This is a genomic window from Alkalihalophilus pseudofirmus (genome assembly GCF_029094545.1).
Taxonomy (GTDB): domain Bacteria; phylum Bacillota; class Bacilli; order Bacillales; family Bacillaceae_D; genus Alkalihalophilus; species Alkalihalophilus pseudofirmus.
The window spans coordinates 3,064,361-3,089,348 of record NZ_CP117835.1 but is presented as its reverse complement, the minus strand read 5'-3'; the positions used below and the strand labels follow the sequence as shown (position 1 = coordinate 3,089,348).

Below are 24,988 nucleotides of genomic sequence, written 5' to 3'. Positions count from 1 at the left end.
GGCCTGTGAATCGAAAAATCTATTTTAATACAGCGACAAGAGAACGCCGCGCTGCAATAGTGGAGAATGGGCAGGTAGTGGAGTTACTAGTAGAGCGCCCTGCAGAAAATCGAATTGTAGGTAATGTATACATAGGCAGAGTCGTTAATGTTCTGCCAGGCATGCAGGCAGCATTTGTCGATATCGGGCGCGAAAAAAATGGCTTCCTCTATCGGGATGATCTTCTAAGTTTTCATTTATCAGAAGAAGCGGAAGATGTGAAAAAACAACGGAATATTACAGAATTTGTGACAAAAGGGCAAGAACTTTTAGTTCAAGTCACAAAGGAAGGATTCGGGCAAAAAGGACCTCGTTTATCAGGAGTAGTCTCAATGCCTGGTAAATACACTGTGTATATGCCAGAAGGCGGGTATGTTGGAGTGTCCCGCCGTATGGGGACAGAAGAAGAGAGAGAGCGGCTGCGCAGGATTGGAGAAGATCTTCTTAAGGAAAACGAAGGAATGATTATCCGAACAGTTTGCGAAGACGCGAAGCCGGAGGTGATCGAGCAAGATCTTCATTTTCTCCGAACGAGCTGGGAGAGTGTGTGGCAGGAGGTAAAAGAAAAGAGGGCTCCTGCTTTAATTCATCAGGGCTCGAGTTTAATTGAGAAAATGATGCTTGATTTTTCTTTGAATCAAATTGATGAGATCGTAATTGATGATGCTGATGACTACCAGACGTTGAAAGCTCTCCTTGCTCCCTACTCTGATGTTCATGAAAAAGTAAGGCTCTATCATGACAAAGAAAATATCTTCTCGGTATTTGGAATAGATAAAGAGCTAGATAAGGCGTTAAGAAGGCAGATATGGCTGAAAAACGGGGCCTACCTCATCGTTGATCAAACGGAGGCGTTAACAGTCATTGATGTGAATACCGGCAAGTTCACGGGGAAAACGGATCTTCAAGATACGGTGCGGAAAACCAACCTAGAAGCAGCTAAGGAAATTGCAAGACAGCTTAGACTTAGGGATACTTCAGGTATTATTATTATTGACTTTATTGATATGAAACGAGAAGAAGATCGTGAATATGTGTTAGAAGCTTTTAAACGAGGGCTGAAGCAGGATCGGACGAAGACGAATGTGGTAGGCTTAACAGGACTTGGGCTTGTTGAGATGACGCGGAAAAAAGTGCGTCAAAGCTTGCAGGCAAGTCTTTCAAAAGCATGTCCAACTTGTAAGGAGCAGGGATCTGTTTTATCAGATGAGGCACAGGCTTATAAAATTGAACGCTTAATATGGGAGTACCGCGGAATGGACCATGAAGCCATTCTGATTGAACTTCCTTCTGCCGTGTCTGCTGTTCTGGCTGGGCCAAAAGGGGAATTATTAAAGCAGCTTGAAGAAGCGACAGGCTTTAGGATCTTACTTATGCCGAATAAGCACATGCCAGAAGAAGCCTTTGCGATTCGCTTTATGGGAGACTTAGAAGAAGCAGCAAGCCAGCTTGAACGGTTAAAACAGAAAAAAGGGTAAATAAAAGGTTCAACCGTAAAGTTGCGATTGACACCCTGAATTTTTATGTGATAAAATAGCTTTTGTTAGTTATTTGGTCGCACCCAAACAACTACAACCGCGCAGATTAGGTTTTTAAAAGGCATAGCCCTTACCTATAATGGCGAGTCTGAGTATATGAGGAGGTGCAGGTATGTACGCAATTATTGAAACTGGTGGTAAACAAATCAAGGTTCAAGAAGGTCAAGAAATCTACATCGAGAAATTAGATGCTGAAGCTGGTGATGTTGTTAGCTTTGACAAAGTACTTATGATCGGTGGTAACGATGTAAAGGTCGGTGCTCCTTTAGTAGAGGGCGCAACTGTTTCGGCTAAAGTTGAAAAACACGGTCGTCAAAAGAAAATCATCGTTTACAAGATGAAGGCTAAGAAGAACTATCGTCGTAAGCAAGGTCATCGTCAACCTTACACTAAAGTAGTTATCGACAAGATCAACGCTTAAGGTATAGAGATGATCACTGTTCTTATTGAACGTAATGCTAATCAACAGATTGATTCTTTTACGATGAGTGGACATGCTGACTCCGGTCCGTATGGTCATGACCTCGTTTGCGCTGGCGCTTCAGCTGTTTCTTTTGGAGCGGTCAATGCGATTGCTGCCCTGTGCAGTGTAGAGCTTGATATCCAAATGGAAGAGGAAGGCGGGTTTCTCCGCTGCGGTGTTCCAACTGGTTTGGATAACGCCACATATGAGAAAGTTCAGCTCCTCCTTGAAGGGATGATTGTATCTCTTCAATCGATGGCTGAAGAATACAGCGAGTATATTGAAATAAAGTAAATATCCAGGAGGTGAATTCCATGTTAAAAATGAACCTTCAATTTTTCGCATCGAAAAAAGGGGTAGGTAGTACAAAGAACGGACGTGACTCACGTTCTAAGCGTCTTGGTGCTAAACGTGCTGACGGTCAAACCGTAACAGGCGGATCTATCCTAGTTCGTCAACGCGGTACACGTGTTTACCCTGGTACAAACGTTGGTAAAGGCGGCGACGATACTCTTTTCGCGAAAGTAGACGGCGTTGTTAAATACGAGCGTGTAGGACGCGATCGCAAACAAGTGAGCGTATACCCTGCATAATTGTAAAGAAAACTCTCAGTTAGTATAACTAATTGAGGGTTTTTTTGTTGTGTTTAAAAGTTATTATTTGCTATAAAAGGGTAAAGTTTTATTTGGTCACGTTATAAACAGCTCAACATTCAAAGGTTTTTTGGGCAGTATAGAAGGTATAGAATGTTGTAAATAAGAGGATAGAGAGCACCTTTACAATTCCTTTACAAAATCTTAATAATAATATCGTTTACTTCTTTATAAAAGTTTCTTACTATGGTCAAGGGATGAGTTATTGATGACAACTTCAGACAACAACTAAAGGGGATGTAGTAATGGATTTACAAGAACTGTTGTTTATGTTCTTTGGAGGACTAGGTATTTTCCTTTTCGGGATTAAGTACTTAGGGGATGGCCTTCAAAAGGTCGCTGGAGACGGCCTGAGAGATCTACTTGACCGTTTTACAACAAATCCAATTATGGGTGTGTTTGCGGGTATTTTTGTTACGATTTTACTTCAAACAAGTACAGGGACGACTGTACTGACGATCGGGCTTGTTAATGCCGGTTTTATGACCTTAAAGCAAGCAATTGGGGTCATTATTGGAGCGAATATTGGTACAACAGCTACGGCGTTTATTATCGGGATTAAAATTTCGGCATACGCACTTCCAATCATCGCAGTAGGTACATTCTTAATATTCTTCTTTAAGAATCATAAGGTTAATAATTTTGGACAAGTATTTTTTGGCTTTGGTGCCCTATTCTTAGGACTTAATTTAATGGGCGATGGTCTGAAGCCGCTTCGTGACCTTCAAGCATTTGCAGACTTAACAGTCAGCATGAGTGAAAACCCATTACTAGGGGTTCTTATTGGTACAATTTTCACGGTAGCTGTACAAAGTTCATCAGCAGCTATTGGTTTATTACAAACATTATTTGCTCAAGGGGCAATGGATTTAAATGCAGCTCTTCCTGTTTTATTCGGTGATAATATTGGTACAACAATAACAGCAGTACTTGCCTCAATTGGTGCTTCGATTGCTGCGAAACGTGCAGCCTTAACACATGTTATTTTTAACGTCATTGGTACGGTCTTAGTATTAATTTTGTTAGTACCATTCACAAGGCTCGTTGAATATTTCCAGAGCAGCTTAAATCTTAACCCTGAAATGACTATTGCGTTTGCACACGGTATATTCAACGTTTCAAATACATTAATTCAGCTTCCTTTTATTGCAGTTCTAGCTTGGATAGTTATTAAATTAATCCCAGGTCAAGATTCAGCAATTGCATACAAAGCAGTTCACTTAGAAGAACGGTTCATTAGGCAATCTCCTTCTATTGCTCTTGGCCAAGGGAAAAAAGAAGTATTACGTATGGCAGAGCTGTCTGAAAAGGGAATTGAAGAGGTTGGTCAGTATTTTAAAACGCAAGGGAAAAAGCACAGAGAGCTTATTCCTCAATATGAAGATGCGATTAACAATTTAGATAAAAAGATTACGGATTATCTAATTCAAGTCTCTTCTCATTCACTAACAGATGAAGATTCAAAAACTCACTCTACATTAATGAACACGATCCGTGACCTAGAGCGTATTGGTGATCATATGGAGAACATTATGGAGCTTGTTGAATATCAAATTACGAATAAAGTGAAATTCTCAGATTCAGCCGTTGCTGATCTAGATGAGATGTTTGACCTGACATTATCTACTTTAAGACAAGCTGTTAAAGCATTAGAAACAGACGATATTGAAGAAGCGAAATCTGTTTTACTGAAAGAAGAACAAATTGATAAGATGGAACGTGACCTTCGTAAGAAACATATCATTCGTTTAAATGAAAATAGATGTACAGGTGCTGCTGGTGTTATTTATGTTGATATGGTAAGTAACCTAGAGCGTGTCGGTGACCACGCAGTGAATATTGCAGAAGTGGTTATTGGAGAAGAATAATCGAACGTGAAAATCCAACCGATAAATCGATCAGTCAAAACATGGCTGGTCGATTTTTTTATGGGTAGAAGTTATTCTCTAAAGCATGTATAGTTTAAGTATTCAAACTTTTCGGTATCCGAAACAAGGAGTGACTAAGCATGAAAGCATATGTTGGAGCGACGATAATAACTGGAACAGGTGAAGTATTAGAGAAAGCAGCCTTATTAGTTAATGAAGGAAAAGTAGTAGATGCGGGAGAGAGGATTGATCTTCCTGAAGAAGCCGAAGTCATTGATATGGAAGGGAAGTACATAACTCCTGGTTTAATTGATGTCCATACACATATTGGCGTATTTGAAGAAGGGATTGGGCCTGCAGGACATGATTTTAATGAAACATCTGCTGCCACGACGCCGCATGTAAGAGCGATTGACGGTATAAATCCATTCGATCAAGGGTTCCTAGATGCACGTGCAGCAGGGGTTACAACTGTTCAGATTATGCCTGGCAGTGCGAATGTCATCGGCGGTGAAATGTCAATCTTAAAAACAGCTGGAACGATCACAGATGAGATGATCGTTAAATCTCCATCAGGTATGAAAGCAGCCTTCGGTGAGAATCCAAAACGAGTCCATGGAGGAAAAGGGAAGGAGCCGATGACTCGTATGGGTGTAGCTGCAATTTTTCGCAGTCAGCTGATGAAGGCTCAGGATTATGTAAAGGAGCAAAAGGAAGGCACCCTAAAACGGCGCGACCTTGGAATGGAGCAATTAGCTAAAGTCATAAAAAAGGAAATTCCGCTCCGGATTCATGCGCATAGATCTGATGATATTGTAACCATCCTTCGTTTAATAAAAGAGTTTGAAGTAGAGGCAACTATAGAACACTGCACAGAGGGACATCTTATTGCAGAATATCTTTCAAATCATCCAATCCGTGTTTCAGTTGGGCCGACAATGACCTCTCGTACAAAGGTAGAGTTGAATGATAAAGGATGGCATACCCTGATTGAGCTTGAGAAACACGGGGTCCCTTTTGCGATTACAACGGATCATCCTGTTGTAACGATTGAGCATCTTATTACATCTGCTCATACTGCAGTGAAAAACGGGTTGTCTGAGCAATCTGCCTTAAAAGCAATTATGATAAGAGCAGCAGAGCATCTAGGGATTGCCGATCGTGTAGGATCACTTGAACCAGGCAAGGATGCTGACTTTGTTATTTGGTCTCATCATCCATTTAATGTTCATGCTAATGTGATGCAAACCTTTATTAATGGAAAGACTGTGTACGGAGAGTTATAAATAGAAAGAAAGCGAGGAGTGCTGATGAACATTACAGTCGTTGGGTATTGGCATGCTTATCCTGAAAGAGGCGAAGCGACGTCTGGGTATTTACTAGAACATGGCAGCACAAAGTTGTTACTCGACTGTGGCAGCGGAGTCGTCTCCAACGTGCAAAAATACATAGATCTTAATGATTTAAATGGTGTTGTGCTTTCGCATTATCATCATGATCATTTCGCCGATATCGGTCCGCTTCAGTATGCCCAGATTGTAAACAAGACAATGGGAAAGCGGAAGAAGGATTTTACGATATATGCCCATCAAGAAGATACAGCTTCTTTCAATAAATTAGCGTATAAAGATCTTGTAAAATCAGTAGCATATAACGAGAGAGCACCGCTTAAAATTGGGCCTTTCACGTTCAACTTTTTCAAGACGCAGCATCCTGTTCCGTGCTATGCGACGAAAATAACATGTGAGGGAAAACAGATTGTTTATACCGCTGATTCTAGTTATTTTGCAGGGTTAGCTGACTTTGCAAACGGATGTGACTTAGTCATTACAGAATGCAGCGGCTACAGCGGGGATCATGTAGGACAATATGGTCATATGAACAGTGAAGATGCAGCGAAGTTAGCTGTCAATTCAGGTATAGAAAAGATCATTCTCTCCCACCTTCCTCATCATGGGGATCATGAGCAATTAAAGCGGGAGGTAGAAGAGAGGTTTAACGGGATTGTTCTATTAGCAAAATCAGGGCTTGTGCTTGAATTGTAAAAAGAGGCTGGGACATAATAAAAGTAAGTAACCGAAATCCCGAATAAAGCGATAAATGAGTGGATGAAATAGACGTAGACTCCTGCAGGATGTAAAAGCCAAAGGTGAGACCCCGCAGTGCCATAGCACGAGGAGGCTCACCGGCTTCCTGCGGAAAGCGAAGTCTATTTCAGGAACGGCTTATGTCCACATCTATCATTATTCGGATTTTCATTTAGTTAAATTACTTTTTGTCCCAGCCTCATTTTTCTTCCGCTTGTGCAGAATGATTTATTTCTTTAATTTCAATTTTGCAGCATGATGAGGATTTTTTGGGCTGCTGTTTTTGGTTGAGTGTTTTTATTATTTTTTTCCACATAAGATCACCCCCTATATAAAGTAAAATACAAAGCCTGAGATGGTTGACATACTAAGCACCGATAAGACAAAAGCAACAATAAGCTGCTTTTTAAATATGGACTTTAGTAAAACAAGTTCTGGTAAGCTTGCACCTGCAGAGCTGATCATCATTGCCATGACAGGGCCGATTGCCATTCCATTCATGATAAGAATGTGAGAGAGCGGAATCATACTTGAGAGTCTAATATATAAAGGGATGCCGACTATTGCAGCAAGTGGGATAAGCCACCAAGCATCGCCGCCGAAATAGTTGCTGATAAATTCAGCTGGCACCAGACCATGTATGACAGCTCCGATAGCCGCACCAATTAATAAATACGGATAAACGGTTTTCATTAACTGCCATGTCTCCATCCAAGCAGCCTTAAAAGAAAATGCTTTATTCGATTGTTCATATCCACTCATCATCACTTGTTTGACATAACGTTCACATCCAAGCTTTTCAAGCAACAGTCCAATCATTAATGAAAGAGTTGACGTAATAAGGATATAAATTATCGTTACTTTCCAGCCCATAATGACAGTCATAATGGAAAGAATCGTAGGATCAAGAACAGGGGAAGCAAATAAGAAAACCATCACTACACCGAAGCGGACATTATTCTTAAGAAGATTAATAATGACGGGTATAGTGGAACATGAACAGAATGGAGTTATAAAAGCAAAGAATAGAGCAATGACACTTGCCAAAATAGGATGGGACTGCTTGAGTTTGCTTTCAATTCGTTCGTAAGGTATGTAGGATTGAAGGAAGTTTAGCAAAAATGAGACACCGATAAACAACACTGTTAACTGTAGAGCAATCATACTAAAGCTGATCATTGTTTCTTTCATTTGAATCCCTCTTTTATATCAAATTTTTTTGATTAATAGGCTATGATACATCAAAATAAATTGATGTAAACTGTAATTAGTAGTCCCAGCTAATAATATTATTCAGCTGGGCGGAGCAAGCAGCATAACTCTTCTGATAATAAATGATTGATCACATCTGATTTAATACTGTAATAATTCCAGGTGCCTCTTTTCTCTTTTGTAATGATGTCTGCATCAAGTAAGATTTTTAAATGATAAGACAGCTTAGATTGGGTAAGATTAAGAATGTCAGTTAAATCACATACACATGAAGCGCCTTGTTGGCAGAGAATAGACAATAAATGTAATCGTTTTTGATCAGCTAATGCTTTGAACTGCTTTTCATACAACGTAAAGTCTGGCTTTTCTACAGAAGCAGCTAAGGGAATAGTTAACTTCATGAATCTTGCCTCCTTATTATTAAATCAAAATAAGTTGATTTATTTGTATGTTACTACCTAATTTCACTAAATGCAACCAATAAATCAAAAAAAGTTGATATAATAATTTTTCATCTATACTGAATGTATGTTAAGTTAATGTAAAGAATATGATTATCACTTGCGTATATAAGTATATGCTTATATACTGAATTTGTACTTAAGAAAGGGCTGAGAGATATGGAAGAAACAAAGTCTTTCATTGAAGTAGAAGAAGCTGCTAAAGTTCTTAAGCTTTTAGGAGATAAAACACGTCTTTCGATGATGGCGCTTATGGAAGAGGATGAATGCTGTGTATGTGAATTTGTCGAACTATTTAACATGAGTCAGCCTTCAGTGAGCCAGCATTTACGAAAATTAAGGGATGTAGGGCTCGTTGTGGAAGAAAGACGCGGCCAATGGATTTTCTTTAGGGTAAACCCTGACCACTTGGCGTACCCTATGGTCAAAAGTTTACTACAACACCTGCCTAGTCAGCAGGTTAAATTAATTGAACTAGAACAACGCGGGTTACGAGTGTGTTGTGATTAAAAAAGTAATAGATAAAAAAGAGAGTGGGGGAAACAATGACATCTGTGATATTAGCATCACTGATTTTCGTGTTCACGCTTGTTCTCGTCATCTGGCAGCCGAAAGGTTTGTCTATCGGCTGGTCAGCAACAATTGGAGCGATCTTAGCTTTAATCGTTGGAGTGGTTGATTTTGGCGATGTCGTGACGGTAACAGGAATTGTGTGGAATGCAACATTAACATTCGTTGCCATTATTATCATTTCATTAATATTAGACGAAATTGGTTTCTTTGAATGGTCGGCCTTACATATGGCCAGGTTTGCAAATGGTAATGGTTTAAAAATGTTCATATATGTCTCATTACTAGGAGCAGTTGTTGCCGCATTGTTTGCAAATGACGGTGCTGCCTTAATTTTAACACCCATCGTATTAGCGATGGTCAGGGCGCTGCGTTTTAAAGAAGCGATGGTGCTTCCATTTATTATGGCAAGCGGATTTATCGCAGATACGACAAGTTTGCCGCTGCTCGTAAGTAACCTCGTTAATATTGTATCTGCTGACTTTTTCGGAATTGGATTTGTTGAATATGCAACAAGAATGATTGTGCCGAACTTCTTTGCACTTGGGGCAAGTATTCTTGTATTGTATCTATTCTTTAGAAAAGACATTCCACTAAAATATGATATGTCTCAATTAAAGGCGCCTGTTGAAGCAATTAAAGATCAGAAGCTGTTTAAGCTTTCATGGTATATCTTGGCTGTCCTTTTAATTGGGTACTTCGTAAGTGAATTTATTCACTTGCCAGTCTCATTTGTAGCTATGCCGATCGCCATTATTTTCTATATTATTTTCCGGATCATGAGTGCAGACAATCCAAGTTTAAGCTCAGCAGGCATAATTAAAGGTGCTCCGTGGGCGATCGTTGTTTTCTCCATCGGTATGTATGTCGTTGTATACAGCTTACGAAATGTTGGATTAACAGATGTTCTAGCTGGATTTATCCAAATGACAGCTGATCAAGGATTATTTGTTGGAACGATCTCGATGGGCTTTATCGCGGCCATTCTTTCATCGATTATGAATAATATGCCGACGGTGATGATCAATGCTTTGGCGATTGCAGACACGAATACAACAGGTATCATGCGTGAGGCATTAATCTATGCTAATGTGATCGGCTCTGATTTAGGTCCTAAAATTACGCCGATAGGCTCCCTTGCGACACTGCTATGGCTGCATGTCCTTTCGAAAAAAGGAATGAAGATTTCATGGGGCTACTACTTTAAAGTCGGTATTATCTTAACTGTGCCAACACTATTTATTACCTTAGTCGGACTATACCTCTGGCTAATTATTATCTTGTAGCTTAAAGCTGCACATACATTACTACTACTATAAACAAAGGGGTTTTAAACATGTCAAAACCAATTATTTACTTCTTATGTACAGGAAACTCTTGCCGCAGCCAAATGGCAGAAGGCTGGGGAAAGCATTACCTTAGTGATAAATATGAAGTGTACTCAGCTGGAATTGAAGCACATGGCGTCAATCCAAATGCAGTGAAGGCGATGAAAGAAGTAGATGTGGACATTACAAATCAAACATCTGATACGATTGATCAAGAGATCTTAAAGAAAGCAGACCTTGTAGTGACATTATGCGGTCATGCAGCAGACGTTTGTCCGGCTACACCGCCAAATAAAGAGCGTGTACATTGGGGCTTTGATGACCCTGCAAAAGCAGAAGGAACAGAAAAAGAAAAATGGGCATTCTTCCAACGTGTTCGTGATGAAATTGGCGACCGTATTAAAACATTCGCTGAAACAGGTAAATAAACAAGTTCGAAGGGTCGACTGAAATGGTCTGACCCTTTTCCTACACATGAGAATAAAGGAGATGACTGTAATGGCTAAGATTCGAATTTATGACCCTGCACTATGTTGTCCAACCGGAGTATGTGGACCAAGTGTAGATCCTGAGTTAACAAGAATTGCAACCGCACTTTTTATGCTGGAAAAAAAGGGAGCAGATGTTGCCCGCTATAACCTAGGAAGTGAACCGCAAGCTTTTATTGATGAGAAAAATGTAAATCAGCTTCTTAATGATAAAGGAACGGAGGCTCTTCCTGTTGTCGTTGTCGATGATAAAGTTGAATTAACAGGTAAGTATCCTACTAACGAGCAGCTGGCAAAATGGACTGGAATAAGCGTGCAAGAGCTGACCAAAGAGCCTAAAAAAATGAAAGGAATTGAGTTATTATAATGACACAATTTCAATCAACCTCTCGTCGATTTAACCCAGTAAAAGAAGAGCTGACTCCTTATTTATTTTTTACAGGTAAAGGGGGAGTGGGGAAGACTTCTACAGCTTGTGCGACAGCTGTTGCCTTAGCTGATCAGGGGAAGAAAGTGCTCTTGGTTAGTACAGATCCTGCCTCTAACCTGCAAGATGTCTTTGAACAGGAAATTGGCTATCACGAAACGAAAATCGATGAACTTCCTAACGTTACAGCGATTAACTTAGATCCCGAGGAAGCAGCTGCTGCTTATCGAAATAAAATGATTGGGCCGTTTCGAGATAAGCTGCCAGCACCAGTGATTGCTCAAATGGAAGAGCAGTTATCGGGTGCATGTACTGTAGAAATTGCCGCATTTGATGAATTTGCTACGATCCTGACAAATCCGGAACGAACAAATGAGTATGATCATATTGTTTTTGATACGGCACCGACCGGACATACTCTTCGTCTCTTACAGCTGCCAACCGCTTGGTCTGGCTTTTTAGATACAAGCACTCATGGAGCTTCATGTCTTGGTCCATTATCAGGGTTAGCTGAGAAGAAGGCACTTTATGAACATACAGTTAAAGCCCTATCAGATGCAGCGAAAACAACACTTATTTTAGTGGCAAGACCAGAACCGTCTACACTTAAAGAGGCAGACCGTGCATCAGGAGAGCTGAAGGAGCTCGGCCTTGTTAATCAATGGCTGCTTATAAATGGGAAAATGCAATCCTATGTAAATGAGGATCTGACATCAACTGCGTTTTATAAGCGCCAAGAAAAAGCCCTACAATCAATGCCTGCAAAATTACAAGAAACAAAGCAATATGAGCTGCCGTATGTCCCTTATCAGCTGACGGGAATAGAGTCGCTGCGATCTCTATTTAATGAGCTGCCTAAAAGCAATGCGCGATTGGTGCCTCGTGCAGACGTTCAGGCTGATTCTCTTTCAGTCCTGATTAATGACCTTCTGAAAAAAGAGCAAGGAGTTATTTTAACAATGGGAAAAGGTGGAGTCGGTAAAACGACGGTCGCTGCCGCCGTTGCAGCAGGCCTTGCAAACAAGGGGCATAAAGTGAAATTAACAACGACAGATCCGGCTGCGCATGTAAGTGATTTATTCTCTAAAAAAGAGGATCAGCTTATAACGATCAGCAGAATTGACCCGAAAGCCGAAGTAGAGGCGTATAAACAGGAAGTGTTGTCTGCATCTAGGGAACATTTAGATGAAAATGGACTTGCCTATTTAGAGGAAGATTTAAACTCGCCATGTACAGAAGAAATTGCTGTCTTTAGAGCATTTGCTGATGTAGTGGAAGAAGCCGATGATGCGTTTGTTGTCATTGATACGGCACCAACCGGCCACACGCTGCTCTTGCTAGATGCTGCACATTCCTATCATAAGGAAATGGAACGAAGTACAGGGGAAGTGCCTGAATCGGTAAAGAAGTTACTTCCAAGACTGCGAAATCCAAAAGAGACAGATGTACTTGTCGTCACCTTGCCAGAAGCCACGCCGGTATTTGAGGCATCAAGGCTGCAAGAGGATCTTATTCGCGCTGACATTACACCGAGCTGGTGGGTGATTAACCAAAGTTTTGCGAGCACGAATACAATTGACCCAATTTTATCTGAGCGAGCACAAAGTGAGATAAAATGGATCAATGAAGTTATGACCACTCATGCAAAACAAACCGTGGTTATTCCTTGGCAGGCTGAAGCCATTAAGGGAAGAAAGCAGCTAACTTCTTTATAGAAAATTAGATTCGATGTATTGACAGAATATCTTATGTCCTGTAAAGTCTTCGTTGTAATTAAATAGTTCCTCGTTAGGTGAGGCTCCTGTGCTGGAGATACGCTGCTGCCCAAAAACGTCCAAAGACGCCAATGGGTCAACAGGAACCATCGACATAAGGTGGTTTTTAATGTAGCTGGAATGAGAATCCTATGCCGCACAGTGCTAAAGCTCTACGAATGGAGGATTTCGATAATACTGATCATCAAGTAATTGATATCTGTTATTTAGTATTGGCATCTTCTTTCGTAGGAGGTGCTTTTTGTTTTATTTTCCCTTTTTAAAGGAATAGAAAAGTGAGGTGGTGCGAAAATGGATAGTAGGATAAAGCAATCAGCCATAACAGTAAAATCAAGCAATGAAACGAATCAAGATGATCCATTTCCCCCCTCATGGGTGAAAAGGGAAGTGGGTCCCATAATAGGGGGACTACAACATGGTGAAATTAAACGAACAAAAGAGAATGACGTATGCAAAGCAAATATATGATCTATTAAAAAGTGGAGATGTTGAGCAGTTTCGTGAGTGGTTTCTTGCCCTCCACCCAACAGATCAAGCGGATATATTCATTGAGCTAGCAATTGAAGCGCGCCAAAAAGTGTATCAATTCCTATCTCCGAATGAATTTGCGGAAGTATTTGAAGGACTTGAAAAGAAAGAGCAGATGTATGTGTTTAAAGAGCTTGATCCAACTTACGGATCAGCGATGTTAAATGATATGTACGCCGATGATGTCGTAACTTTCTTATCTTTCCTGAGTGAAAAGGAAGTTACTGCCATCCTTGATTCAATGGAGGAATCAGAAGCAAGTGAAGTCCGCGAATTATTATCCTATGAGCCTGAAACTGCCGGAGCGATTATGACAAAAGAGTTTATCCGCGTCTCTGCTGTAGAAACGGTAGCTGAAGTAATCGGAAGGCTTAGAAAAGAAGCACCTGATGCGGAGACGATCTACTATTTATATGTAGTAGATGAGCGCGAGAAGCTTGTCGGCGTTGTTTCTTTAAGAGATTTAATTACTTCTGAGGAGACAGATTTAGTACAGGATGTGATGAGCCGGGAGGTTGTTTCTGTTTCGGCTAAAACTGACCAAGAGGATGTGGCCCGTTTAATAAAGAAATACGACTTCTTGGCAGCACCTGTTATTTCAAGTGAAGGAAAGCTGGTTGGGATTGTTACAGTCGATGACATCATCGATATTTTAGAAGAGGAAGCGACGGAGGACTTAGGAGAATTTTCTGCATCTAAAGGAGCGACAGATGTGGATGTGTCTTCTTTTCAAGCAGCTAAAAAGCGCGCACCTTGGATCATTTTATTGATGTTTTTTGGACTTATTACGGCTGAAGTGATCGGCCAGTTTGAAGAAACATTAGAAGCGATTGTTCTGTTGGCTGCCTTTATCCCGCTGTTAATGGACTCTGCGGGCAATACTGGTACACAGTCACTTGCTGTAGCGGTTCGTGGTCTAGCGCTTGGCACTGTTGAGCGAGATGGTGTCTGGAAGATGTTAAAGCGTGAACTTGGGACAGGTTTGATGCTTGGGTTCATCTGTATGCTTGTTATCGCAGGGATTGTGACAGTGATGCACGGTAATATGATGCTTGCATTCATAGTTGGTATCTCTATCTTTCTTACATTAAGCATCGCTACAATTATTGGTACAATTGTGCCTCTCATCATCAATAAGATGAAACTCGACCCAGCCATCGCATCTGGTCCATTTATTACAACTGTTAATGACATATTAGGATTGCTCATTTACTTCTCAATCGCAACAGCATTACTAGAGTATTTATAGAAAGTATTATTAGATCATTAGGTATGCTGAAATAAAGAAAACGACTAGTTCAAAACCGTTTGAACTAGTCGTCTTTTTTGTGCAAGAAAGCTACACTAAAGGAAACGAATGAAAAAGTCCTCCCTGCGTTAACTACATCATTCCACTCCATTCCTTGAAAAAGCACAACCTAGCGGATGAAATATGTGTAGACTCCTGCGGTTCCTAGAGCAGGGCTGAGATCCCACAGAGCTAAAGTCCGAGGAAGCTCAGCAGCTCACCGCGGAAAGCGAAGCATATTTCAGTAGCGATGACTATGCTATAACCCTTCTTTGAGACACTTAATGTTTAATAGCTTTTAAACCATTACTAAATTGCTCCCTGCGAAAAGCGAAGTTATATTTCAGAGCGGATAACACCACTTACCATTTTTTGTTTCACAATTCTCATCTAATAACCTTACGTGTCTAAGCCTCTTTTCATTTAATGAAGCATTGCCCGTTTCAATCGATTATCCTTTCTTGCAGCTGCTGTTTTGAAGAGCTGTTTCTCCTCTTCCGTTTCAGGAAGGATGCTAGCAACAGGCAAGGGTTTCTTCTGGTCATCTACAGCCACCATGGTCAAAAAGGACTTGGTCGTTAAGGTTTTCACTCCTGTTAAAAGGTTAGTAGAATGTACTTTTACGAACACTTCCATTGATGTACGGCCTGTTGAAGTAATAAATGATTCGAGCTCTAATACATCACCGACTGTAGCTGATGAGAGGAAGTCAACGGAATCGATTGAAGCTGTCACAACAACACTTCCTGCATGTTTCATCGCGGTGATCGCCGCAATTTCATCTATATAGGAAAGAACCTGTCCTCCAAAGATCGTCTTAAGGTGATTCGTGTCGGGTGGAAGAACGAGTCTTGTTTGAATTGTCCTCGAATAACTAGTAGAGTGTGATGTCGTCATTTTGAGGTCTCCACCTGTAAGCTCGTCCGTACTTCTTCAGCCGCTTCTACCATAACTTTTAAAGCATCAATCGTTTCTTCTGTTGTTCTTGTTTTTAAACCACAATCGGGATTAACCCAGAATTGTTCCGGATTAAGTACACGAAGCGCCCTCTCAAGATTTCTTTTCATTTCTATTTTACTAGGGATACGCGGACTATGAATGTCATACACCCCAAGACCGATATCCTTTTGATATTCATACCGTTCAAATGTATGAATAATTTCTCCGTGGCTCCTTGAAGCTTCGATTGAAATCACATCGGCATCAAGTGCATCAATCGTTTCAATAATTTCATCAAACTCGGAATAACACATATGAGTATGAATTTGAGTCGTAGGCTCTACGCTGCTTGTTGCGAGCCTAAATGCATAAGTAGCATTTGCTAAATAATCAGCTCTATCATCTTCTTTGAGCGGCAGTCCCTCACGCAGTGCAGGCTCATCTACTTGGATCATTTCAATACCATTTGCCTCTAGCTGACGAATTTCTTCCTGGATGGCTAAGGCAAGCTGATTAAGCATTTCTCTAAGTGATATGTCATCTCGCTCAAACGACCAATTTAAAATCGTAACGGGTCCGGTCAGCATCCCTTTCATTGGTTTTGTAGTCAATGACTTCGCATACAGAGTTTCCTTTAATGTCATCGGTTGGTCAAAAGAGATATCGGCCGCAATAATAGGTGGCTTAACACAACGAGAACCGTAAGATTGCACCCAGCCGTTTGTAGTGACTTCCATCCCATTTAAGCGTTGACCGAAAAATTCGACCATATCTGTACGTTCAAATTCCCCGTGAACAAAAACATCGAGCTGAATTTCTTCTTGAATGTTTACCCACTTTTGGATTTCTTCTTGAATAAATGTTTCATAATCGGCCTCAGACAAAGAGCCTTTTTTAAACTTTAAGCGGGCAGCTCTTACTTCTTTCGTTTGTGGAAAGCTTCCGATGGTTGTAGTAGGCAGGGGAGGAAGCTGCCACTTTTTCTTCTGTTGTTCTTTTCTTACATCAAAAGAAGTTCTTGTTGCTGTTAATTCGTTTAATTGAGAAAGCTTTCTTTGCACATCTGTATGAACTCTGCCTGTATCTTTATGAAACTCAGAGATAGCATAACTGTAAGCTCGGAGTTCATCTTTCTTCTCAGGAGATTTGAGTGCTTCACTAAGCAAGACTACTTCCTTTAGCTTTTCATCAGCAAAGGCAAGAGCGTCAACTAATTGCTCTGGCAGCGACTTCTCATTAGCCGTCGTAACAGGTACATGGAGCAATGAGCATGAAGGCTGAATGATCAATTGACTTGGCTGGATGTAGGATGTAATTTTTGCTGCTTGATCTTGTTTATCTAACAGGTTGCTTTTCCAAATGCTGCGGCCATCAATGACTCCGCATGCCAACAGCTTATCACTAGGAAACCCAGATGATCTTAATTTCTCTAGGTTGGCTCCTTTGTCGTGGACGAAATCAAGTCCGATAGCATCTACAGGTAATTGAATCACTTCTTCATAGCGTTCAACCGAGCCGTAATAGGTCTGTAAAAGCAGTTTTATCTCTGGCAGCTTCTCATTAAAGCGACTATAAACTTCTTGAAAAACCTCGATCGTAGGATGGTCGATATCTTGAACAAGAATCGGTTCATCAATTTGGATCCATTCGGCGCCCGCATCGGCTAATTCTTGGAACGCTTTGATGTAGTGAGGAATAAGTTCAGCTACCTTGTCTTTAAATTCACTGTTCGCGTATCCTTTTGATAAGGCAATCAATGTAACCGGACCTAAGATGACTGGTTTCCCTTTAATGCCCAGCTCATATTTTGCTTCATTAAATAAATCTAACAGTCTGTTATGTGTTAGTTTTGGTGCTGCGCCTTGTAATTCTGGAACAATATAGTGGTAGTTTGTGTTAAACCATTTAGTCATTTCAGAAGCAACATGTTCATCTGTTCCGCGGGCAATTGCAAAATATTGTTCCAGGGAAGCTTCTTCCATCGATTGAAACCTCTCGGGGATAAGCCCGAACATTACAGCTGTATCTAGAACTTGATCATAGTAGCTGAAATCGCCAATCGGAATAAGATCAATGCCTTTACTTCGCTGTTTCTTTAAATAGTCGATACGAAGCTGCTTCATTTCAAGTTCAAATGCCACTCTCGTTATTTTCTTTGTCCAATACTTTTCTAATACTTGTTTCCATTCTCTATTTTCCCCAATGCGTGGATAGCCTGTGTTTGATGTCACTATATTCATCTTTAAATCCCTCCAGATTGTCGTCTCTATTGTTGTGGTTAACTCAGCAAATAAAAAAACTCTCTTTCATCATTGAAAGAGAGATCACATACATAGACTTAACCTGGATGATCATAAACCATCGGCCAAAACATATCGATCACTCCTCCCTAATAAACGCGTAGGTACTAGTGCGTACAAAAGGCAGGTCTCCTGACTCAAGTTCATCGCTTGCTTATCCCTTCCCATTCAACTTAGCTAAGATCACTAAATGATGAATAGTGGCAATGATAAGCAGCTCGCTCTTACAGTGGCGCGACCGTGCCGGATTCTCACCGGACTTCCCTTTTAAGGTTTAGAAGGCAAACTCTAAACCACCTCTTGCATGTACTTATAAAATTAAATTAATCAAATACTTAGACTATATCCTAACTTAGATTATTTTATTAATCAAGAATTTTCTAAAAGAAATCTCTACCCTGATATTAGTCACATCCAATAATACTATATGCTATATTTACCCAGTCTTTACAATCACTTAATAATACATTGGTATAATTTATCTGGTATAAAAGACTTAGTTTAGGTGGGGGTTTGGTTGTGTTTAGGAATCGGTTAAAGAAGAAAAAGAGTGGTTCGAACAAACAAAAAACTGAGACAACAAGGCAAAACAGCAAGTTTTTAGAGAAGTTCTCCATGAAGAGCAGATTACTTTTTTTATTTGTTATGCTGCTAGCAGTCTCATTATCAATAGGAGGATTTACTTCTTATTTAAAAGCAAAAGAGATGACAGTCAACTCCATTGAAAACAGACTGATGCGGGAAGTAGATCTTATGGAAGTGATTGCTCAAAACCTTCAGTTCCTCTATGTGAGTGATGAAGAGTATTTTATGCAACAGCTAGAATCAAATATTAGATCACAGCAAGATAAACTTGAAGAAGACGGGATTAGTGCCGAATTCTTTTCTGTCATTAATCAAGAAGCTGTCCCGTTTCAAGTAAGTCAAGATACTTTGCCGCCTATCCCTGTTGAAGCGATAAGCAAAATGGAACAAAGAGATCAAGGAGTCATCCATGTAGAAATAGATGGATCCAAGTATTCGATTTCATTTCAGACAATAAATGAAATCGGCGGAATCTTTGCCTTAGCCGTTCCTGAAGCCTCTTATATGGGTGCGGTAGTTGACATGGCTTATTTTAATCTGCTTGTAGTTGTGATTAGTGTATTTATCTCTACCATATTCATTTTGCTTTTCGTTCGATCTATTACGAAGCCTCTTACAGATTTGCGAGAGACCATGAGAGCAGTGAGAAATGGTCAATTTAGAGAACCAGATTCAATACGAACGACGTTACCGGAAATACAGTCTCTACATAAAAGCTACCGTGCGATGATTGTACATATGCGAGAGTTATTACTTGAGTTAACAGATACCACGAAAAATTTAGCAGTAACAGGTGATAAGTTAACCTTTTCTTCAAAGGAGTCTTTAGAAGCAAGTGTTGAGCTAGTGGAGTCGATCCATGTAGTAAAAGAAGGAGCCCTGCAAACTGCTTCAAGTTCTGAGGTTAGTGTGTATCACTTTAAAGACATGAGAGAAAAGGTGAATGCTTTAACTAGTAACATGGATATGGTTGTAGACCGCTCAAAACAAATGAACGAGTCTGCCTATAAGGGTGAAAAAACGATGATGGAATTGATTTCAACGATTCAAACGTTTGAAGCAGATTTCGGCCATCTAACAACAACGATCAAGCAGGTAAGAGAGTACTCCGTTTCAATCTCACAGCTAGTTGGATTAATTCAAGGGATTGCTGAACAAACAAAGCTTCTTGCTTTAAATGCAACGATTGAAGCAGCGAGAGCTGGAGAATCTGGCAAGGGGTTTGCTGTAGTTGCTAATGAGGTGCGTAAACTTGCCGAGCAATCATCAGGGGCAGCGGTAGAAATTACACAAGCCATCGATACAATGGACACTGTCACAATTGAAGCGAATGAAGAATTTACACATATGCTAGAAAAAACGAGGATTAATCTCGGGAAGGCAAATCAATCAAGAGATTCATTTGATGAATTAATGGGAGGCATTAATGGGGTAAGCAGGACAATTAATGGGATGCAGCACAAATTAAGTGAGTTAAAAGGAATGGTACCAGAACTCGAAGCGGCAACTGTTAGTTTTGCTTCCGTATCACAAGAAACATCAGCGAGCTCTGAGGTGATGCTAGAATCTAGCAAGGAGCAGATTGAACAATTAAAATCTACACATGAGGTCGGACTGCAATTAACTAGTCTCTCACAATCTCTTTCTGATCTATTAATGAAATTTCATATAAAGTAGGCCTGTCTCTGGTCAAAAAGTCTCTCTATGTTTGTTATAGAGAGACTTTTTATGCTTTTTATCTATCAAGGTTAGGCCTATTTCACTCTATTTTTACATCGGTTTACAAAACATTTACACAGCAATCATACCTGCTTAATATTACCCAACTATACTAGCAATTGTGAGAGGGAGAACCACTTACGCAACTATTTTTCCTAGAGAAAAGGGAGGACAATGAAGTGAAGAAATTTTTAATGCTCTTAGTAATGGCAGCACTAATGGTTGTTGTCGCAGCTTGTGGCGGGGGATCTAATGAACCGGCTGAGACAGATAACCCAGGTTCAGAGGATACGACAGAAGATAATGCAGCGGAAGCAGCAGAAGATCTTGACGGAAGCGTAGTCGTTGATGGTTCAGGTACAGTTTATCCATTAATGTCAGTAGTAGCTGAAGAATACATGATTAATGAACAACCGAACGTATCAGTTGAAGTAAGCCGTTCTGGTACAAGTGCTGGTTTCGGTAAATTCTTAGTTCCAAACGGTACAGATTTTAATGATGCATCTCGTGAAATTAAAGATGAAGAGTTAGAAGAAGCAGAAGCAAATGGAATTGAAGTACAAGAATTTAAAGTAGCATTAGATGGTCTTACGTTTGTTATTCACCCTGAAAATGACTGGGCAAAAGAGCTGACTGAAGAAGAGTTAATCAGCATCTTCAGTGCTGATGGCGGCGTTACGAAGTGGTCTGATATTCGTCCTGAATTTCCAGATGAAGAAATTAAGCCAATGGGTCCAAATGAAAACCACGGAACATATGAGTTCTTCTATGAGAACATTCTTGATAAAGGTGACTTAGTAGATGGTGTTAACCTGCAGCAAGAATATTCTACATTAGTAAATCTAGTAGCAGAAGATAAAAATGCCATTGCATTCTTCGGATTTGGCTACTATGTAAATAACCAAGATCAAATTCAAGCAGTAAACGTTGATTTCGGTGAGGGTCCAGTTGAGCCATCACTTGACACAATTGCTGAAGATGGTGACTATGCACCATTCACTCGTCCGGTATTCACTTACTTAAACGTTGATATGGCTAAAGAAAAGCCGCAAGTACTAGATTTTGCTAGATACGTTGTAAACAATGTTAATGAATTTGCTGGTGAGACTGGATTTGCTCCACTGCCAGAAAGTGAAATTGAAGAGTATAACAGTTTCTTAGATGGTCTAAATTAATTTGATTGTACTGCATGGGTGGATGGGAGCTTGTGAGTTCTCATCCACTTACATGTAAAGTATATGGTTACAAGCCAAAAGGGGTGCCACGTGCAATGGATGTAAACAGCGAAATGAATAAGGGGAACGCTGTGAATGTAAGAAAAATGATTGAACAAAAAAAGAGCTCAAGAAATCTTAACAATCTCATTGAAAAAGTAATGCCAAAATTACTTTTTGTGATTGCGAGCATTTCAATCCTTACCACAGTGGGAATTTTGTATACGCTATTGAGTGAGACGTTCGAATTTTTTCAACGTGTTCCAATCGTTGATTTCTTTACAGGAACAGTATTAAGGCCGTTAAGTCAAGATCCGCAATTTGGAGTTCTGCCTTTATTAACAGGGACCATTATTTCGTCTGTCATCGCGATGTTTGTGGCGATTCCAATTGGATTAATGACAGCTATTTTCTTAAGTGAATATGCTTCAGATAAAGTAAGAAGAACATTAAAACCAATGCTAGAAATTTTAGCAGGTATTCCAACAATCGTTTATGGTTTTTTTGCTTTTACGTTTGTCACACCGATTTTAAGAGATATTATTCCAGGGCTGCAGGCAACAAATATACTAAGCCCAGGTATTGTCATGGGGATCATGATCATTCCAATGGTTGCCTCATTATCAGAGGATGCGATGAGTTCTGTGCCGCGAGCCATGCGTGAAGGGGCACTAGCATTAGGTGCGACTAGACTTGAAGTAACAGGGAAAGTCGTTATTCCTGCTGCAATCTCAGGCATTATTGCTTCATTTGTTCTTGGTATTTCACGTGCAATTGGAGAAACGATGATTGTAACGATTGCAAGTGGAAGTACCAAAAACTTTACTTTTGACATCACTCAATCGATGCAGACTATGACTGCATACATTGTTGAAGTAACTGGAGGAGATGCTCCTGCCGGTTCGACTATATATTACAGCTTATATGCTGTAGCAATGACGTTATTTGTTTTTACTTTCTTAATGAATCTTCTAGCAAGATATATCTCTCGCCGCTTTAGGGAGGAATATTAATATGAACATTGATACGACAACACAAACGAATACAACACCAAAGTACATTGATAAAGATACCGTTCAAAAACGGATGAACACGAGATTAGTAAAGAATAACTTGGCAAAAGGATTATTCTTTGTTTCAACGATGTTCGGTTTAGTAGTATTAGCGATTCTTATCTTCAGAGTGTTTTCGCAAGGGATCGGCTGGATTAATATAGACTTTTTGACTGGCCGTCTCTCAAATAATCCAGATCGAGCTGGGATTATGGGCGCTATTCTTGGTACGTTATGGTTAATGGCAGTCGTTGCTCCAGTCACGATGCTGCTTGGCGTTGGGACCGCTATTTACCTTGAAGCGTATGCAAAAAAAGGCAAGATCCATTCCTTTATTCAAGCGAATATTTCCAACCTGGCCGGGGTTCCATCAATTGTATTTGGAATTCTCGGGATGACGATTTTTGTTCGTGCACTAGATTTAGGCGGAGTTGTCCTGGCAGGGGGATTAACGATGTCCTTACTCGTTCTTCCAATTGTTGTTGTGGCGAGTCAAGAAGCAATCCGTGCTGTTCCTAATCATTTAAGCGAAGCTTCCTACGGTATGGGAGCTACAAAATGGCAGACGATCAAAAATGTCATTCTTCCAGCGGCATTACCTGGTATTTTAACCGGGGCGATTCTTTCATTATCGCGAGCGATAGGGGAAACAGCTCCGTTGATCGTTATTGGGATACCAGCACTTCTGATCCCGTTTCCAGGAGGTTTAATGGACCGATTCACCATTCTTCCTGTACAAATCTATTACTGGACAATTGATGCATCTCTTGTAGCAGAATATGCAAATCTTGCAGCTGCAACAATTATCGTCCTCTTGATTGTGTTATTTATTCTTAATTCAACAGCGATCATTATTCGAAATAAGTTTCAACAAAGGTTTTAATAGGGGGGCATTACTGATGGGGATGTTAACAGCAGAAAAGAAGGTAAATGTTGAGATTAAATCTAATTCAAGTGTCGAAACCGTTCCGGCTGACAAAAAAGTAGTGTATGATACGAAGAACTTGAATCTTTGGTATGGCAAGGATCACGCGCTTAAAAATATTAATCTAGAAGTATATGAAAAAGAAGTAACAGCAATTATCGGACCTTCTGGCTGCGGGAAATCAACCTACATTAAAACGTTAAACCGCATGGTACAGCTCGTACCGATTGTTAAAATTTCGGGTGATATTGAATACCGCGGCCAAAATATTTTAGACAAATCATTTAAAGTAGAAGACTTGCGTACAAGAGTAGGAATGGTATTTCAAAAGCCGAATCCATTTCCGAAATCAATCTATGACAATGTGGCGTACGGTCCAAGAATTCACGGGATTAAAAATAAGAAAGTATTAGATGAAATTGTTGAGCGCAGTCTTCGTGGCGCCGCGATTTGGGATGAGGTAAAAGATCGTTTAAGCGAGAATGCTTATGGGCTGTCTGGTGGTCAGCAGCAGCGTCTATGTATTGCCCGCTGTCTCGCTATTGAACCTGATGTGATTTTAATGGATGAACCGACCTCAGCACTCGATCCAAAATCGACATTAAAAGTAGAGGAATTAATCCAAGAACTGAAGAAGGAATATTCGATTGTCATTGTCACTCACAATATGCAGCAAGCAGCTCGTATCTCTGACCGAACTGCATTCTTTTTAAACGGAGAAGTTGTTGAGTATGACAAAACGGATACCATCTTCTCATATCCATCTGATAAGCGTACAGAAGACTATATTACCGGTCGATTCGGTTAAGGATGATGACATATGACGATTAGAACGTTTCACTCTCAGTTAGATTATGTGAAGCAAGAATTATTAACAATGGGAAATAAAGTAGAAGAGGTTATTGCCGAAATGAAGGAAGCTTTTGAATCTGATAATAAGGCCCAGATGGAGATGCTTATTGCAGAGGATTCAGCTATTAATCAATTAGAGCTTGATATGCATGATAAAGTCACCCTTCTTATTTCTAAGCAGCAGCCCGTAGCGACAGATTTAAGAAAATTAATTGTAGCATTGAAAATTTCAAGTGATTTAGAGCGAGTAGCAGATCTTGTTGTGGATATGGCTAAACAGTCGATCCGAATGAATAAACATAGTCTGCCAGTATATAAAGAACAGCTTCTTGCTATGCTACGAATTGCAGAAGATATGATTACTAAGTCATTAGAGGCTTATGAGAAGTCTGATATTTTAATGGCCCAAAAAATAGCGTTAACTGATGATAAGGTAGATACACAATATGGTGATTTGATTCGTGAATTATTTAAAGTAGAGGATGCAAGTGTTGAAGTGGATCAAATTACACAGCTGGCATTCATCGGACGCTATATTGAACGGATTGCTGATTACGCAACGAATATCTCGGAATGGGTTGTCTATGAAGTAAATGGCAAGCATTTTGATTTAAATTAAAGAAAGAAGTCTGTGCATGTGCACAGGCTTTTTTCGTGCAAAAAATATTGCGCCTTTT

Annotated in this window: 23 protein-coding genes, 2 riboswitches and 1 other annotated feature; of the genes, 19 read left to right on the top strand and 4 right to left on the bottom strand. The window is 40.1% G+C overall.

The genetic code is table 11. From position 1 onward, the window contains the following. Window positions 1-5 precede the first annotated feature (5 nt). The 7 genes from PQ478_RS16470 (at window position 6) to PQ478_RS16440 (ending at window position 6,606) form a co-directional block, all read left to right on the top strand. The gene (locus tag PQ478_RS16470; protein WP_289234885.1) at window positions 6-1,517 is read left to right on the top strand and encodes an Rne/Rng family ribonuclease; all 1,512 of its coding nucleotides are present in this window, start codon (window positions 6-8) and stop codon (window positions 1,515-1,517) included. Window positions 1,518-1,602: 85 nt separating this feature from the next. After that, window positions 1,603-1,677: a sequence feature (ribosomal protein L21 leader region), on the top strand. A 12-nt stretch (window positions 1,678-1,689) separates the two neighbouring features. Then, window positions 1,690-1,998 carry a 50S ribosomal protein L21 gene (rplU, locus tag PQ478_RS16465; protein ID WP_012959891.1) on the top strand — a complete coding sequence of 103 codons (309 nt, stop codon included), beginning with the start codon at window positions 1,690-1,692 and terminating at the stop codon, window positions 1,996-1,998. Between the two features lie 9 nt (window positions 1,999-2,007). Next, window positions 2,008-2,334, top strand: a complete 327-nt coding sequence (locus PQ478_RS16460) for a ribosomal-processing cysteine protease Prp (protein ID WP_289234884.1) — start codon at window positions 2,008-2,010, stop codon at window positions 2,332-2,334. Window positions 2,335-2,354: 20 nt separating this feature from the next. Further along, the gene (gene rpmA / locus PQ478_RS16455; RefSeq protein ID WP_012959889.1) at window positions 2,355-2,633 is read left to right on the top strand and encodes a 50S ribosomal protein L27; all 279 of its coding nucleotides are present in this window, start codon (window positions 2,355-2,357) and stop codon (window positions 2,631-2,633) included. A 305-nt stretch (window positions 2,634-2,938) separates the two neighbouring features. Then, entirely contained in the window at window positions 2,939-4,561 is a 1,623-nt protein-coding gene (locus PQ478_RS16450; protein ID WP_289234883.1) for a Na/Pi cotransporter family protein, read from the top strand. 140 nt (window positions 4,562-4,701) lie between these two features. Then, entirely contained in the window at window positions 4,702-5,847 is a 1,146-nt protein-coding gene (locus PQ478_RS16445) for an amidohydrolase (protein ID WP_289234882.1), read from the top strand. 24 nt (window positions 5,848-5,871) lie between these two features. Continuing rightward, window positions 5,872-6,606 (top strand): MBL fold metallo-hydrolase, encoded by a 735-nt coding sequence (locus PQ478_RS16440; RefSeq protein ID WP_289234881.1) that lies wholly within the window; start codon window positions 5,872-5,874, stop codon window positions 6,604-6,606. A 369-nt stretch (window positions 6,607-6,975) separates the two neighbouring features. Here PQ478_RS16440 and PQ478_RS16435 read toward each other — a convergent pair whose 3' ends face one another. Next, a complete protein-coding gene (locus PQ478_RS16435; RefSeq protein WP_289234880.1) occupies window positions 6,976-7,839 on the bottom strand; it encodes a permease in 864 nt (287 codons plus the stop codon). A 98-nt stretch (window positions 7,840-7,937) separates the two neighbouring features. Continuing rightward, a complete protein-coding gene (locus PQ478_RS16430; RefSeq protein ID WP_289234879.1) occupies window positions 7,938-8,261 on the bottom strand; it encodes an ArsR/SmtB family transcription factor in 324 nt (107 codons plus the stop codon). A gap of 219 nt (window positions 8,262-8,480) precedes the next feature. On the opposite strand from PQ478_RS16430, the gene PQ478_RS16425 reads away from it, so the two are divergent. From PQ478_RS16425 to mgtE, 6 genes are all read left to right on the top strand, one after another. Continuing rightward, the gene (locus PQ478_RS16425; protein WP_289234878.1) at window positions 8,481-8,831 is read left to right on the top strand and encodes an ArsR/SmtB family transcription factor; all 351 of its coding nucleotides are present in this window, start codon (window positions 8,481-8,483) and stop codon (window positions 8,829-8,831) included. A 35-nt stretch (window positions 8,832-8,866) separates the two neighbouring features. Further along, entirely contained in the window at window positions 8,867-10,177 is a 1,311-nt protein-coding gene (locus PQ478_RS16420; RefSeq protein ID WP_289234877.1) for an arsenic transporter, read from the top strand. A gap of 50 nt (window positions 10,178-10,227) precedes the next feature. Continuing rightward, window positions 10,228-10,647: an arsenate reductase (thioredoxin) gene (arsC, locus tag PQ478_RS16415; protein WP_289234876.1), complete on the top strand. Its 420-nt coding sequence runs from the start codon at window positions 10,228-10,230 to the stop codon at window positions 10,645-10,647. A 70-nt stretch (window positions 10,648-10,717) separates the two neighbouring features. Beyond that, window positions 10,718-11,074 (top strand): arsenite efflux transporter metallochaperone ArsD, encoded by a 357-nt coding sequence (gene arsD / locus PQ478_RS16410; protein ID WP_075681262.1) that lies wholly within the window; start codon window positions 10,718-10,720, stop codon window positions 11,072-11,074. Next, entirely contained in the window at window positions 11,074-12,849 is a 1,776-nt protein-coding gene (arsA, locus tag PQ478_RS16405; protein ID WP_289234875.1) for an arsenical pump-driving ATPase, read from the top strand. Before arsD ends, arsA begins: the two co-directional genes overlap by 1 nt. A gap of 62 nt (window positions 12,850-12,911) precedes the next feature. After that, window positions 12,912-13,079: riboswitch (M-box (ykoK) riboswitch) on the top strand. Between the two features lie 245 nt (window positions 13,080-13,324). Continuing rightward, on the top strand, window positions 13,325-14,686 hold the full coding sequence (gene mgtE / locus PQ478_RS16400; protein WP_075681258.1) for a magnesium transporter: 1,362 nt from the start codon (window positions 13,325-13,327) through the stop codon (window positions 14,684-14,686). Window positions 14,687-15,148: 462 nt separating this feature from the next. On the opposite strand, the gene PQ478_RS16395 is transcribed toward mgtE, so the two are convergent. Further along, window positions 15,149-15,622, bottom strand: a complete 474-nt coding sequence (locus tag PQ478_RS16395) for an acyl-CoA thioesterase (RefSeq protein WP_289234874.1) — start codon at window positions 15,620-15,622, stop codon at window positions 15,149-15,151. Next, window positions 15,619-17,904 (bottom strand): 5-methyltetrahydropteroyltriglutamate--homocysteine S-methyltransferase, encoded by a 2,286-nt coding sequence (gene metE / locus PQ478_RS16390; protein WP_289234873.1) that lies wholly within the window; start codon window positions 17,902-17,904, stop codon window positions 15,619-15,621. The genes PQ478_RS16395 and metE overlap by 4 nt, the downstream gene beginning before the upstream one ends. A gap of 165 nt (window positions 17,905-18,069) precedes the next feature. Beyond that, a riboswitch (cobalamin riboswitch) is annotated at window positions 18,070-18,280 on the bottom strand. 203 nt (window positions 18,281-18,483) lie between these two features. On the opposite strand from metE, the gene PQ478_RS16385 reads away from it, so the two are divergent. From PQ478_RS16385 to phoU, 6 genes are all read left to right on the top strand, one after another. After that, window positions 18,484-20,226 carry a methyl-accepting chemotaxis protein gene (locus tag PQ478_RS16385; protein ID WP_289234872.1) on the top strand — a complete coding sequence of 581 codons (1,743 nt, stop codon included), beginning with the start codon at window positions 18,484-18,486 and terminating at the stop codon, window positions 20,224-20,226. A 221-nt stretch (window positions 20,227-20,447) separates the two neighbouring features. Further along, window positions 20,448-21,443 (top strand): PstS family phosphate ABC transporter substrate-binding protein, encoded by a 996-nt coding sequence (locus tag PQ478_RS16380; protein WP_289234871.1) that lies wholly within the window; start codon window positions 20,448-20,450, stop codon window positions 21,441-21,443. A 95-nt stretch (window positions 21,444-21,538) separates the two neighbouring features. Then, a complete protein-coding gene (gene pstC, locus PQ478_RS16375) occupies window positions 21,539-22,495 on the top strand; it encodes a phosphate ABC transporter permease subunit PstC (RefSeq protein ID WP_012959871.1) in 957 nt (318 codons plus the stop codon). A gap of 1 nt (window position 22,496) precedes the next feature. Further along, window positions 22,497-23,417 (top strand): phosphate ABC transporter permease PstA, encoded by a 921-nt coding sequence (gene pstA, locus PQ478_RS16370; RefSeq protein WP_289234870.1) that lies wholly within the window; start codon window positions 22,497-22,499, stop codon window positions 23,415-23,417. A 16-nt stretch (window positions 23,418-23,433) separates the two neighbouring features. Further along, window positions 23,434-24,267, top strand: coding sequence for a phosphate ABC transporter ATP-binding protein PstB (gene pstB / locus PQ478_RS16365; RefSeq protein ID WP_289234869.1), 834 nt, complete (start codon window positions 23,434-23,436; stop codon window positions 24,265-24,267). Between the two features lie 12 nt (window positions 24,268-24,279). Beyond that, entirely contained in the window at window positions 24,280-24,930 is a 651-nt protein-coding gene (gene phoU / locus PQ478_RS16360) for a phosphate signaling complex protein PhoU (protein WP_289234868.1), read from the top strand. Window positions 24,931-24,988 lie beyond the last annotated feature (58 nt).

What these genes read in the sequence shown, in the direction of transcription:
- PQ478_RS16450 (WP_289234883.1), top strand. Translation starts at nt 2,939, where the DNA reads ATGGATTTACAAGAACTGTTGTTTATGTTCTTTGGAGGACTAGGTATT.
- mgtE (WP_075681258.1), top strand. Translation starts at nt 13,325, where the DNA reads ATGGTGAAATTAAACGAACAAAAGAGAATGACGTATGCAAAGCAAATA.
- rplU (WP_012959891.1), top strand. Translation starts at nt 1,690, where the DNA reads ATGTACGCAATTATTGAAACTGGTGGTAAACAAATCAAGGTTCAAGAA.
- pstC (WP_012959871.1), top strand. Translation starts at nt 21,539, where the DNA reads ATGGATGTAAACAGCGAAATGAATAAGGGGAACGCTGTGAATGTAAGA.
- metE (WP_289234873.1), bottom strand. Translation starts at nt 17,904, where the DNA reads ATGAATATAGTGACATCAAACACAGGCTATCCACGCATTGGGGAAAAT.
- phoU (WP_289234868.1), top strand. Translation starts at nt 24,280, where the DNA reads ATGACGATTAGAACGTTTCACTCTCAGTTAGATTATGTGAAGCAAGAA.
- PQ478_RS16425 (WP_289234878.1), top strand. Translation starts at nt 8,481, where the DNA reads ATGGAAGAAACAAAGTCTTTCATTGAAGTAGAAGAAGCTGCTAAAGTT.
- PQ478_RS16420 (WP_289234877.1), top strand. Translation starts at nt 8,867, where the DNA reads ATGACATCTGTGATATTAGCATCACTGATTTTCGTGTTCACGCTTGTT.
- PQ478_RS16395 (WP_289234874.1), bottom strand. Translation starts at nt 15,622, where the DNA reads ATGACGACATCACACTCTACTAGTTATTCGAGGACAATTCAAACAAGA.
- PQ478_RS16445 (WP_289234882.1), top strand. Translation starts at nt 4,702, where the DNA reads ATGAAAGCATATGTTGGAGCGACGATAATAACTGGAACAGGTGAAGTA.
- PQ478_RS16435 (WP_289234880.1), bottom strand. Translation starts at nt 7,839, where the DNA reads ATGAAAGAAACAATGATCAGCTTTAGTATGATTGCTCTACAGTTAACA.
- arsC (WP_289234876.1), top strand. Translation starts at nt 10,228, where the DNA reads ATGTCAAAACCAATTATTTACTTCTTATGTACAGGAAACTCTTGCCGC.
- PQ478_RS16440 (WP_289234881.1), top strand. Translation starts at nt 5,872, where the DNA reads ATGAACATTACAGTCGTTGGGTATTGGCATGCTTATCCTGAAAGAGGC.
- pstA (WP_289234870.1), top strand. Translation starts at nt 22,497, where the DNA reads ATGAACATTGATACGACAACACAAACGAATACAACACCAAAGTACATT.
- rpmA (WP_012959889.1), top strand. Translation starts at nt 2,355, where the DNA reads ATGTTAAAAATGAACCTTCAATTTTTCGCATCGAAAAAAGGGGTAGGT.
- pstB (WP_289234869.1), top strand. Translation starts at nt 23,434, where the DNA reads ATGGGGATGTTAACAGCAGAAAAGAAGGTAAATGTTGAGATTAAATCT.
- arsD (WP_075681262.1), top strand. Translation starts at nt 10,718, where the DNA reads ATGGCTAAGATTCGAATTTATGACCCTGCACTATGTTGTCCAACCGGA.
- PQ478_RS16460 (WP_289234884.1), top strand. Translation starts at nt 2,008, where the DNA reads ATGATCACTGTTCTTATTGAACGTAATGCTAATCAACAGATTGATTCT.
- arsA (WP_289234875.1), top strand. Translation starts at nt 11,074, where the DNA reads ATGACACAATTTCAATCAACCTCTCGTCGATTTAACCCAGTAAAAGAA.
- PQ478_RS16430 (WP_289234879.1), bottom strand. Translation starts at nt 8,261, where the DNA reads ATGAAGTTAACTATTCCCTTAGCTGCTTCTGTAGAAAAGCCAGACTTT.